10 protein-coding genes are annotated in these 11,710 nt (G+C 72.7%); 2 read left to right on the top strand and 8 right to left on the bottom strand.

The genetic code is table 11. The features are described 5' to 3' along the window. Positions 1–100 precede the first annotated feature (100 nt). The 6 genes from cobT to ACFXBC_RS27535 all read right to left on the bottom strand — a co-directional run bounded on the left by cobT (position 101) and on the right by ACFXBC_RS27535 (position 9,213). A complete protein-coding gene (gene cobT / locus ACFXBC_RS27560) occupies positions 101–3,973 on the bottom strand; it encodes a nicotinate-nucleotide--dimethylbenzimidazole phosphoribosyltransferase (RefSeq protein WP_385030023.1) in 3,873 nt (1,290 codons plus the stop codon). A gap of 309 nt (positions 3,974–4,282) precedes the next feature. Beyond that, on the bottom strand, positions 4,283–5,461 hold the full coding sequence (cbiE, locus tag ACFXBC_RS27555; RefSeq protein ID WP_385030020.1) for a precorrin-6y C5,15-methyltransferase (decarboxylating) subunit CbiE: 1,179 nt from the start codon (positions 5,459–5,461) through the stop codon (positions 4,283–4,285). A 168-nt stretch (positions 5,462–5,629) separates the two neighbouring features. Next, entirely contained in the window at positions 5,630–6,307 is a 678-nt protein-coding gene (locus tag ACFXBC_RS27550; protein WP_385030017.1) for a GNAT family N-acetyltransferase, read from the bottom strand. A 141-nt stretch (positions 6,308–6,448) separates the two neighbouring features. After that, positions 6,449–7,309, bottom strand: a complete 861-nt coding sequence (locus tag ACFXBC_RS27545) for a MetQ/NlpA family ABC transporter substrate-binding protein (protein ID WP_385030014.1) — start codon at positions 7,307–7,309, stop codon at positions 6,449–6,451. Positions 7,310–7,402: 93 nt separating this feature from the next. Further along, a complete protein-coding gene (locus ACFXBC_RS27540) occupies positions 7,403–8,074 on the bottom strand; it encodes a methionine ABC transporter permease (RefSeq protein ID WP_385030011.1) in 672 nt (223 codons plus the stop codon). Beyond that, a complete protein-coding gene (locus tag ACFXBC_RS27535; RefSeq protein ID WP_385030008.1) occupies positions 8,071–9,213 on the bottom strand; it encodes a methionine ABC transporter ATP-binding protein in 1,143 nt (380 codons plus the stop codon). Before ACFXBC_RS27535 ends, ACFXBC_RS27540 begins: the two co-directional genes overlap by 4 nt. A gap of 539 nt (positions 9,214–9,752) precedes the next feature. Between ACFXBC_RS27535 and ACFXBC_RS27530 the strand changes: the two genes are divergently transcribed. Together ACFXBC_RS27530 and ACFXBC_RS27525 are read left to right on the top strand one after the other, a co-directional pair. Continuing rightward, positions 9,753–10,112, top strand: coding sequence for a hypothetical protein (locus ACFXBC_RS27530; RefSeq protein WP_164267495.1), 360 nt, complete (start codon positions 9,753–9,755; stop codon positions 10,110–10,112). 2 nt (positions 10,113–10,114) lie between these two features. Beyond that, a complete protein-coding gene (locus tag ACFXBC_RS27525; RefSeq protein WP_385030004.1) occupies positions 10,115–10,528 on the top strand; it encodes a hypothetical protein in 414 nt (137 codons plus the stop codon). A 40-nt stretch (positions 10,529–10,568) separates the two neighbouring features. On the opposite strand, the gene ACFXBC_RS27520 is transcribed toward ACFXBC_RS27525, so the two are convergent. Together ACFXBC_RS27520 and ACFXBC_RS27515 are read right to left on the bottom strand one after the other, a co-directional pair. Further along, complete coding sequence (locus ACFXBC_RS27520) at positions 10,569–11,072, bottom strand: GNAT family N-acetyltransferase (protein ID WP_385030083.1); 504 nt, start codon at positions 11,070–11,072, stop codon at positions 10,569–10,571. 36 nt (positions 11,073–11,108) lie between these two features. Beyond that, a complete protein-coding gene (locus ACFXBC_RS27515) occupies positions 11,109–11,657 on the bottom strand; it encodes a sigma-70 family RNA polymerase sigma factor (protein ID WP_385030080.1) in 549 nt (182 codons plus the stop codon). Between the last annotated feature and the right edge of the window lie 53 nt (positions 11,658–11,710).

Below are 11,710 nucleotides of genomic sequence, written 5' to 3'. Positions count from 1 at the left end.
GGGGGTGTCCGCGTCTGTTAGCTGGGGGGTGGGGCGCGCCCGCGCGGTCTGGGTGGGCCGGTGACCAGCGCCCCTGCCCCCTCTCCCGCGTACGCCGCGGCTACTTCTCGGTGACACCCGCGGAGTCGAAGGTGGCCACCTCGTGCATGGCACGGGCCGCGCTCTGGACGACGGGCAGCGCGAGCAGCGCGCCCGTGCCCTCGCCGAGGCGGAGGTCCAGGTCGACCAGCGGGCGCAGGCCCAGCTTGTTGAGGGCGGCGACATGGCCGGGCTCCGCGCTGCGGTGGCCCGCGATACAGGCGGCCAGGGCCTCGGGTGCGATGGCGCGGGCGACCAGAGCGGCTGCTCCGGCGCTCACTCCGTCCAGGATCACCGGCGTGCGCAGCGAGGCCCCGCCGAGCAGGAAGCCGGCCAGCGCGGCGTGTTCGAGGCCGCCGACCGCCGCGAGGACGCCGACCGGGTCGGCCGGGTCGGGCTGGTGGAGTTCCAGTCCGCGCCGGACGACGTCGACCTTGCGGGCGTGCATCTCGTCGTTGATGCCGGTGCCGCGGCCGGTGACCTCGCTGGGGTCCTGGCCGGTGTAGACACAGATCAGTGCGGCGGAGACCGTGGTGTTGGCGATGCCCATCTCGCCGGTGAGCAGCACCTTGTTGCCCGCTGCCACCAGATCGCGGGCCGTCTCGATGCCGACCTCGATGGCGGAGAGCACTTCCTCGCGGGTGAGCGCGGCGCCCGTGGTGAAGTCGCCGGTCCCGGCGCGTACCTTGCGCGGCAGCAGGCCCGGGGTGGCCGGGAGTTCACCGGCGACGCCGACGTCCACGACGCAGACCTCGGCGCCCACCTGGTTGGCGAAGGCGTTGCAGACCGCGCCGCCGCCGAGGAAGTTGGCCACCATCTGGCAGGTCACTTCCTGCGGCCACGCGGTGACGCCCTGCGCGTACACCCCGTGGTCCCCGGCGAAGATCGCGACGGCCGCGGGCTCGGGGACCGGCGGCGGGCACATCCGGGAGAGCCCGCTGAGCTGTGCGGAGATGATCTCCAGCATGCCCAGGGCTCCGGCGGGCTTGGTCATCCGCTTCTGGCGGTCCCACGCCTCACCGAGCGCCTTGGCGTCCAGCGGCCGGATGTTGGTGATGGTGTCCTGGAGAAGATCGTGCGGTTCCTCGCCGGGCAGCGCGCGGCGGCCGTACGTCTCCTCGTGCACGACCCAGGAGAGCGGGCGGCGCTTGGACCAGCCCGCCTGCATCAGCTCGGGCTCCTCGGGGAACTCGTCGACGTATCCCACGCAGAGGTAGGCGACGACTTCGAGGTGTTCGGGCAGGCCGAGGGCGCGGACCATCTCGCGCTCGTCGAAGAAGCTGACCCAGCCGACGCCGAGCCCCTCGGCGCGGGCGGCGAGCCAGAGGTTCTCGACGGCGAGGGCCGAGGAATACGGCGCCATCTGCGGCTGGGTGTGCCGGCCGAGGGTGTGGCGGCCACCGCGGGTCGGGTCGGCGGTGACGACGATGTTGACCGGGGTGTCGAGGATCGCCTCGATCTTCAGTTCCTTGAACTGCTTGGCGCGGCCCTTGGGGAGCGACTTGGCGTACGCCTCACGCTGGCGCTGTGCCAGTTCGTGCATGGAGCGCCGGGTCTCGGCCGAGCGGATGACGACGAAGTCCCAGGGCTGGGAGTGGCCGACGCTCGGCGCGGTGTGCGCGGCTTCGAGTACGCGCAGCAGCACCTCGTGCGGGATGGGGTCGCTGCGGAAGCCGTTGCGGATGTCGCGGCGTTCGCGCATGACCCGCAGGACGGCTTCGCGCTCGGCGTCCTCGTAGCCGGGGGCTGCGGCCGTCGCGGGCTCGGCTTCGGCGGGCCGCGGTCCGGGGGCGCCGGTGGACTCGTCGCCCTCTGCGGGCTCGTCGCCCTCTGCGGGCTGCTGTCCAGGGGCGGGCTCGGATCCGGGGTGCTCCTGGAGGGGCTGTCCGGTGACGGTCCGTGCTGCGCCGGTCCGGTCGGTGCTGTTGGTGCCGGTCGGGTCGGTGTCCCCGGTCTGCTGGGGAGCGGTGTCCTCGGTGCGGCGGGTGTGCTCGGGGCCCGTGTGCTCGGTACCCGTCTGCTCTGCTCCGGTCTGTTCTGCTCCGGAGTGCGGGTCGGCGGCGTGCTCTGCGGGCTGCTCGGTGCCGGGCGCCGCCTCGGGCTGTGCGTCCGCGACGGCGTCCGGCGCGGGCGCCGGGTCGGCCACGGGCTGTGCGTCGGCCGGGAGTTCCGGGACGGGCTCGGCGCCGGGCTGCGCGTCGGCGGGGAACGGCTGGGCTTCGGCGGCCGGTACGTGCTCGGCGGCCTGGGCCACCGAAGCCTGTGCGGTCGGGGCCTGAACGGTCGGGGCCTGAGCGGTCGGCTCGGCCGCTTCGGGGGTCGTGCCGGCCACGGCGGCGGACGCGGTCTCGGCGTCAGCTGCCGCCGCGGACTGCGCTGCGGTTACGTCGGCCTCCTCCGGCGCCGCCGCTTCGGCGGGCTCCGCCGCCGGGGCAGGGGCAACCGCGGTGTCGGGCTGCACGACCGGCTCTCCGGCAGCGGCTGCGGGGAGCGCGCCGGCCGCCGGTACGCCGGGCTCAGCGGCCTCGCCCGATGCCTCCGGGGCAGGGTGCGGCTGCGGTCCGGCGGCCGGGGCTGCGGGGTCCGGCTGCGGCTGTGGCTGTGCAGCGTGCTCATCGGCTCCGCCGTGACGCGGGGCGGGCACCGTGGCCACGGCCGGAGCACCGGGGAGCTGCTCCCCGCCCTCTATGGGCACGGCTTCGGCGGCGGGCAGGGGCGCCGGTGCGCTCTCCGGCTCCGGCTCCGGCAGCACACCATCCGTACCGGTCTGCTCCGTTTCCGTACCGGCTGCCTCCGCTTCCGCGGCGGCGGCGACCGGCTCCGGCCGGGCCTGCGGTACGGGCTCAGGGGCGGGTGCTGTCGCGGCCTCGGGCGCCGATTCCACCGCCGGTCCCGGTGCGGGCTGCTCGGCCTCCGGGCCGGGTACGGGCTCCGCCACCGGGGCGGGCGTCCGGCCTGCGGCCGGGTCGGCCACCGGTTCCGCCACCGCCGGAGCCCCGGCGGCCGGTGCCGGTGCGGCGGACTCGGCCGGGAGCGCATCGGCCGGTGCGGCCGGCTCTCCGGCGGCCGGCGCCGCATCGGCCACCGGCTGCTCGGTGTCGGCGGTCCCGGGCGCCGTGGTGCCGGCGGCGGGTGTCGGCGCGAGATGCGGCGCGGAGGGACGCGAGCCCTCGACGGGGACGAACCGCCCCATCGAGTCCGCGGCGGCGACCGGCTCGGGCGGGGCCTCCTGGGCCGTGTCGGCAGCGGACACCGGGAACTCCTGCGGCCGGGGCGTCTGCACGGCGGGCCCGGACTGCGCGGCGGCGGCCGGATCGTACGTCACCTGCTCGGGCTGCGGCGTCCACGGGGCGGCCTGCGGCGGGATCTCCCCCAGCTGCGGTCCGGGCAGGGCCTCCGCCTCGTCGCGCGGGATGTCCAGATACTCGGGGCCGAGCGTCCGGGGGCCGTTGCCGGAGGCCGGGGCGGGCTGCGGGGGCGCTGTGCTCGGGCCGCGGTCGGCCAGCGAACGCACCACGCCGCCCGTGGTGTCGGGCACGGGCGGGCCCATGTGCAGCGGCCTGCGCGGCGGCGGGGCCGGCTGGGCCGCGGCCTGGGCGCGCACGGCGCCCACGTCCACGGAGCCCGAGTCGCGTCCACCGGTCTCGTGCGCACCCGGCTCGGGCAGCTGGGCGGCGGCCTGCGGCTGGGGCTGGAACTGCTGCTGTCCCTGCGGCTGCTGCGGTTCGCTCCACGCGCCCTGCGCGCCGGGCATCAGCAGCAGATCGTCGTCATCGGTGGGGTTCTCCGAGGGGTCGAGGAAGGTGTAGGCACCGGGGGCGGGGAGGCCCTGCTGCTCCACCATGCCTGCGTTCCCCGGCTGTCCCTCGCCCGGGACCTGGCCGGTGTCGGTCATGCGTACCCCTCGCCCATCCATAGTGCTCCTTCAGCCCTTTACCGGGTCGCCCGTACTGAGACAACGAGCGGGCACGCCGTGCGGTACGAAAGGCCTGCGGACACTCAGTATGGTCACGGCCGTTCGACGCCGTGCAGGGGTTCCTGCCACGGTCCGCTGTGGGCTGCGCCACGTCGCGCGTCCCCGGTGCCGCCGTACCACACGGGACCCAAAACGGTTCCTTTTTCCGGACATTGGCGAACGAAGCGCCGAACCCCCAGCTGCGGTACAACAGTCGGCCAGCCTACCCCGCGCCTCCCCGGAGCAGGGTCAGGGGCCACTTTCCGGACGGCGGCCCGAGACCAGGAAGACCACCGAGCGCTCACGCTCGGCCCAGGTGCGGGTGTCCAGGTCGACGGATTGCAGCAGGGCGCATTCCACCAGATAGCCGCCGTCCGCCAGAGCCGCTCCCAGCGCCTCGGCCTCGTCACGGGTCGACGCGTGGGTGACGATCCGTCCGGGCCTGCGGTCGGCGCAGCCGGTGACAACTGCCACTCCCCCGCCGCCGATCCGGACCACGTCGGGCTCCGGCAGCCGCTCCAGTACGTGGGGTGCCTGGCCGTGGACGACCTGGAGCTGTACTCCGAAGCGCTGCGCGGCCGCGTCCGTACGGACACAGCTCTCGCGGTCGGCGTCGACGGCGATGACGGCGGCGCCGAATCTGGCCGCCTCGACGGCCAGCGCCCCGCTGCCCGAGCCGATGTCCCAGACCAGGTCGCCGGTGCGCGGGCCCAGCCTGGCCAGTTGGGCGGCGCGCAGTCCGGCGTCCTCGCCCTCGCTGAGCCCTTCGCCGTACTCGGCGGGCGGCAGCGCCCAGCCGCGTACCGCCGGGGCTTCGGTATGGCCCGCGCCGCCGATGACGATCACGACGTTGGGATCGCGCCAGCTGTGGTCGGCGGCCTTGTCGGAGGTGAGGACGGTGACCTGTTCGCGCTCGGTGCCCAGCTCCTCGCAGATGACGAAGGTGCGGTGGACCCCTTCGAGCAGCAGGGCCAGTTCGGCGGGGCCCGCGCCCGGTGAGGTGAGGACGGCGACCTTGGGGTGCGCACGGCAGACGTTGACCGCGCGCCGCAGGGTCCGCGGGTGGGCGACGACGACCTCGGCGTCGTCCCACGGCATCCCGGCACGGGCGAAGGCGGCGGCGACGGACGAGACGGCGGGAACGACCTCGACCTCCAGGCCGTACTCCGGGGCGCGCAGGGTGCGGACGACCCCGTGGAAGCCGGGGTCGCCGTCGGCGAGCACCACGGCGCTGCCGCGGTGTCCGGCGATCCGTCGGGCGGCGAGGCTCACACTGCCGAGCCGGACCCGCTCGGCGCCCGGCGGCACTTCGGGGAGTACGAGGTGGTGGGCGGCTCCGGCCACCAGCGTGGCCGCGGAGAGGGCGGACCTGGCGGCCGCGGTCAGGGGCGAGCCGTCCCAGCCGATCACCGTGACCCGGTCGGCCATCGTCGTCAGTCTCCTGGTGTTGTCGCGCGGCGGGGGTGTGTGCGTGCTGCCCGTCGTCCGGGCGGTGGTGGTGCCCGGGTGTCCGCAGGGGCGGGGTGAACCGGGCCGTGGAGCGGAACAGCGAGCACCCGCGAGGTTACCCGCTGCGGCCGGTGGCCGACGAGGGGGTCAGTTCCAGTCGTTGTAGGCGCCGTACCCCTCGGCGCCGTACCCGTGGGCGCCGTACCCGTGGGCGTCGGCGAGCTGGTCGGCGACGCCTTCCAGGTCCTCGGGGAGCAGGCTCCACACGATGAGGTCGGTGCGGATGTCGGTCCAGCCGCCGTCCGTGCCGTTCTCGGTGCGGGTGCGGGCTATCCACGCGTTGCGCAGCACGCCCTCGCTGATGCAGCCGATCTTCTGCGCGACCTGCTGCGCGGCGGTGTTGTCCGCCGGGGTGCGCAGCTCGATGCGCTCGAAGCGCTGGTCGCGGAAGAGCCACTGCGCGACGGCGAGCACCGACTCGGTGGCGTATCCCTCGCCGCGCGCCCAGGGGGCGGTGACATAGCGGACTTCGGTGGCCATGGTGCGCCAGTTGGTGGCGCGCAGATGGACGCTGCCGACCAGCCGGTGGGTGAGGAACTCCGTGACGGCGAGGACGATCCCGCGTCCGGCCGTGCGCTCCCCCGGGGCGAACCTGCGTACCCAGCGCTCGCCGTCGATCCGCTGGTAGGGGTGGGGCGCCGTGCTCCAGGCGGTGACCGCCTCGTCGTTCATCATGTCGGCCAGCAGCGGGACGTCTGCGTCCTCGAAGGGGCGCAGCACCAGCCGGTCCGTGCTGATGGAGATGTCCGGGAAGGTGGTCGTCATGCGCTGCTCCATGGCCAGGGACCGACGTAAAGCCACAGCATGCAGCATGGGCGGCGGGCGCCGCACGGCCGGGTGGCCGCGGCGGGCCCCGCGTACCGGGTGAGGGTACGGGGGCCCGCGCGGGCCGTCACCGTACGGGTGTCAGGGCTTGACGGCGCCGAACGCCGGGACGACCGCGCCCTGGTACTTGTCGTCGATGTACTTCTTGACCTGCGGCGAGTTGAGGAGCTTCGCGAGCTTCTCGACGCGGGGGTCCTTCTCGCCGCCCTTCTTGACGACGAGGAGGTTGGCGTACGGGTTGCCGGCCGCCTTCTCCAGGACGAGGGCGTCCTTGGCGGGCTTGAGCTTGGCGTCGATCGCGTAGTTGCCGTTGATGACGGCTGCGTCGACGTCGTCCAGGGCGCGGGGCAGCGTGGCCGCCTCCAGCTCCTTGAACTTCAGGCCCTTGCTGTCCTTGACGTCGGAGAGCGTGGCCTCGCTGCCCACTCCGCTCCTGAGGGTGATCAGCCCGTTGTCGGCGAGCAGCTTGAGCGCGCGGCCCTCGTTGGTGGTGTCGTTGGGTACGGCCACGGTCTGGCCGGACTTGATGTCCTTGAGGGACTTGTCCTTCTTGGAGTACAGGCCCAGCGGCTCCAGGTGCACGCTGACGACGGGGACCAGGTCGGTGTGGTTCTTCTTGTTGAAGTCGTCCAGGTACGGCTTGTGCTGGAAGAAGTTGGCGTCGACCTGGCCGGTCTCGGTGGCCTTGTTGGGCAGGACGTAGTCCGTGAACTCCTTGACCTGGAGCTTGAGTCCGGCCTTGGCCGCCAGATGGGTCTTCACGTAGTTGAGGATGTCGGCGTGCGGGACGGGTGAGGCGGCGACGACGAGCGGCTTGCTCGTGTCGGCCTTCGCGCCCTCGGGCTTGCTCGACGGGTCGGACGAGGTGCCGCACGCGGTCAGGCCGATGGCCAGAGCGGCGACGGCGGCTGCGGATGCGGATATCTTGCGGGAGTTACGCACGAAAAGTGCCTCTTTCCAGTGGTGCGGGATGTCGCCCGGACAAGGAGTGCGGGCTGTGAGCGGAGGAACTTCCCCGGCAGGGAGTTCTGAGTTCTATGCGGTGGTTCGCCCCCGGCGTGCCAGCAGGCGGACGATTCCGTCGCCGATCAGCTGGATGACGGTGACGAGCACGACCAGCACGATCACGGTGGCGATCATGAAGCTGTTCTCGAAGCGCTGGTATCCGTAGGTGATCGCCTTGGAGCCCAGCCCCTCGCCGCCGACCGCCCCGGCCATCGCCGAGTACCCGATGAGCACGATGACGGTGGTGGTGACCGCCGAGACCAGGGACGGCAGGGCCTGCGGCAGCAGCACCTTCCGGACGATGGTCGGCACGCTGCCGCCCATCGACTGGACCGCCTCGACCAGGCCGTGGTCGACCTCGCGGACGGCCGTCTCGACGAGCCGGGCGAAGAACGGGACGGCGCCGATCGCGAGCGGGACGATCATCGCGGTCGGACCGATGAAGGTGCCGACGACGAAGGTGGTGAAGGGGATCAGCGCGATCAGCAGGATGATGAAGGGCAGCGAGCGCCCGATGTTCACGATCACGCCGACGACCTTGTTGACCGGGCGGTTCTGGAGGAGTCCCCCCTTGTCGGTGAGGACAAGGAGCACCCCGAGCGGCAGTCCCACGAGGACCGTCACCAGGGTGGCCCACAGGACCATGTACAGGGTGTCGGTGGTGCCCTGGGAGAGCAGCGGCTGCATCTCGGACCAGCTCACTTGGCGTCCTCCTCGACCGGTGCGGGGTGCTCGGCGCCTGTCACATCGGCGTCGGCCACGTCGGCGTCCGCCGCTTCCGTGCCTGCCACTTCCGTGTCCACCACTTCCGCGCCTGCCACTCCTCTGCCTGCCACTTCGCTGCCTGCCACCTCGATCTGGAGGCCCTGCTCGCGGAGGAATCCGATCGGCACGACGTTCTCCTCGAAGGGGCCGGGCAGTTCGATCCGCATCCGGCCGATCTGATGGCCGCCGACGGTGTCCATCGCGGCGCCCAGGATCGATATGTCGATGTTGTAGGTACGGGAGAGCTGGGAGATCACCGGGCGGCCCGCGCTGTCCCCGTGGAAGGTGATGTCGATGACCGTACGGTCGGTGCCCGGCAGCGGGCCGCCCACCGGGAAGAGTTCGCGGGCCAGTTCGGAGCCGGGCGTCGCCAGGAGTTCGCTGACGGTTCCCGACTCGACGACCCTGCCGCTGCGCATCAGCGCGGCCGAGTCGCAGACGGTCTTGACGACGTCCATCTCGTGCGTGATGAGCAGCACCGTGAGACCGAGCTGCCGGTTGAGGTCGCGCAGCAGCTGGAGGATGGACCGGGTGGTCTCGGGGTCGAGTGCGGAGGTCGCCTCGTCGGAGAGCAGCACCTTGGGGTCGCCGGCCAGGGCGCGGGCGATGCCGACGCGCTGCTTCTGGCCGCCGGAGAGCTGTGCGGGGTAGGACTTCGCGCGGTCGGCGAGACCGACGAGGTCGAGCAGTTCGAGCGCCTTGCGGGCGCGGTCCCTGCCGCTGGTCCCGAGGATCTCCAGGGGCAGTTCGACGTTGTCCTGCACGGTGCGTGAGGACAGCAGGTTGAAGTGCTGGAAGACCATGCCGATCCGGCTGCGGGCCGCGCGCAGCTCCCGGCCGGCGCGGCTGCCGCGGCCGGCGAGCGCGGTGAGGTCGGTGCCGTCGACGGTCACGGTGCCCGATGTGGGGCGTTCGAGGAGGTTGACGCAGCGGATGAGCGAGGACTTCCCGGCGCCGCTCTGGCCGATGACGCCGAACACCTCGCCCTCGCGGACGTGCAGATCGACGCCGTCAAGGGCGGTGACCTCACGGCCGCGCGAGGCATAGACCTTCGTCAGGCCGATGGTGGTGATCACAGAATTTCCGTCACTGTCGAGTGCGCGGCGCGGTGTCCGCCGGCACGGGGCATTCGTCTGGAAGCGCGGCACGGCCGTCACGGAGGTGACCGGAAGGCTTACGTGCGCGTGGCCGGCCGGCTGCCGTGTCCGCGGAAGTGCGGAGGCGGGCGGCCCGGCTCTCGGTCCCGCTTCGGGGCGCGGGCAGGGACCCTCAGAAGGCGCGCATTCGACACATACAACGAGCACCGGGCGTGCTGATCGCCTCGGTCGCAAGGGTGCGGCTGCTCGTCGTGGTCATGCGGCAAGTAAAGCAGAAATGAGAACGGCCCGAGCACGCTTGTCCGTATAACGGACGGTCCCGGACAGACTCCGGCGCCGTCGGCCACTGTCTGCGAACCTGCTCCCACCTGCGGGAACGCCGTACGGAGCGGAGTGCACACGGCCGGGGCGGCCGGGCGGCGGCGGGCCAGAGCTGTGGCCAAGGCCACGACCTTGATCGCGGCCGGGCGCCGGGGCCGCGCGCGGCGGGCCCGGCGCCCCGTAATACCCTCGGCTCCATGCTTGTCGCCCTGACGGTCGCGGTCACTGTGGCCGCGCTCGCCCTCGCCGCCTGGTGCGGTTATGCCGCCTACCGGGACCAGCCCACGAAGGACTGGCACTTCATCGGGATGGCCGTCGTCTCGGTCCTGGCGCTGGCGCAGCTGGTGATCGGCATCGTGCAGCTGGCCCGCGGTGAGCGGCCCGAGCAGGGCAAGGCGATCTTCATCGCCTATCTGATCGGCGCCTTCGCCGCCGTGCCGGCCGCCGGGTTCCTCTCGCTGACCGAGCGGACCCGCTGGGGTTCGGTGACGGTCGCGGCGGGCGCGGTGGTCCTGGCCGTGCTGGAAGTCCGGCTCTACGACATCTGGGGAAACTGACGATGACCACAGCTGAGGAGAAGCCCCGGTACGAGCTGGGCACCGGTCCCGGCCGGGTGCTCGTCTGGTTCTACGGGGTGTTCACGGTGGCGGCGGCCTCCCGTTCGGTCGTCCAGATGATCATGGACTTCGGGAAGGCACCGCTGGCCTACTCGCTCTCCGCCGTGGCGGCCCTGGTGTACGGCTTCATCACCTACTCGCTGGTGCGCGGCGGCGAGAAGGCCCGTCGGGCGGCGCTGGTGTGCTGCGCCGCCGAGCTGGTCTTCGTCCTCGTCGTCGGCACCTGGACACTGGCGTCGCCCGGTTCGTTCCCGGACGCCACGGTCTGGTCGGACTACGGGATGGGCTACCTCTTCATCCCGGTGATCCTTCCGGTCCTTGGGATGCTCTGGCTGCGCAGGGCCGCCAGGAACTGACGGCCCCGCGCCCGGCCTCAGGCGCTCACTTGAGGCGCCCTCAGGCGCTCTTCACATACGCGCGCGCCCCGGCCTCCTTCTCCAGGGTCACCACCGTGACCGCAGAGCTGGTGGGGTCGGTGGAGACCGGCACATATCCATGGCTGCGGTAGAGGCGCAGATTGCCCTCGCTCCGGTGGCCGGTGAACAGCTGGAAGCGCCTGGCGGCCGGGTCGGCGGCGAACTTGGCCTCGATCGCGGTGAGCAGCCGGCCGCCGATGCCGTGCCGCCGCATCCTCGGATGCACGATGAGCTTGGCTATCCGCGCCGTGCCCGCGGCGTCCACCCCACCGCGCACCGAGGCCACGACCTCGTCGCCCAGGCGCGCCACCAGCCCGTGGCCCGCGGCGAGTTCGGCCCGCAGCGCGTCGAGCGTCTGGGTGAGCGGTTCGATGGAGTAGTCGCCGTAGAGCTCGGCCTCGCCCTGGTAGCACAGGTACTGGAGTTTCAGAATCTGCTCGGCGTCCTCCGCGGTCGCCGCTGAGATGGTCACGCTCATGCCCATGTGCGCATGCCTCCCGCTCACCTGTTCACCGGATGTCTAACGCTCCTTTCCCCACGGGCCCCCCGCCGCAACCTCCGCCGTCAGCATTCTCCGCAGACATCCCAGACATCGGGAACGAACCGGCCCCAGACTCCCCTGTGACATACCCAACTCCCCGGCGATCTCCCGGTAGGTGGGGTCGGCCGGTGAGAGCAGCGCGGCCAGCAGCCAGGGGCAGCGCCCGGGTGTCCGCCTCACCGCGGCCCGCACCGCGCGGCGCCGTTCGGCGGCGAGCACGGCGCGCTCGGGGCGCGTATCGGGATCCGCGTACGGCTCGACGGCGTACGGCCCGACCGTGTTCGGCTCGCCCGTGTGCGACTCGAAGGTCTCCACGGCGTACGGCAGTTCGCGCCTGGCCCGCCGCCGCGCCCGGCGGGCCTCGGCCCGTACGGCGGAGCGGACCCAGCGTCCCGGTTCGGCGGGGCTCTGCTCCAGCAGCCTTACCCAGACGGCCTGTTCGAGGTCGGCGGCGTCCACTCCGGCCGCGGCGGCTTCGGCTGCCGCCTCGGCCGCGAGCAGGGGGCTCAGTTCGGTGACGAGATACATGCCGGGCGCGGGTGGCCCGGCGGCCCCCGCAGCCTCGTACGGCAAGGCCAGCC

This window comes from Streptomyces sp. NPDC059398 (genome assembly GCF_042751845.1).
Classification (GTDB): domain Bacteria; phylum Actinomycetota; class Actinomycetes; order Streptomycetales; family Streptomycetaceae; genus Streptomyces.
Note: the sequence above shows the minus strand (reverse complement) of the source record. Positions and strands in the feature narration are given on the sequence as shown.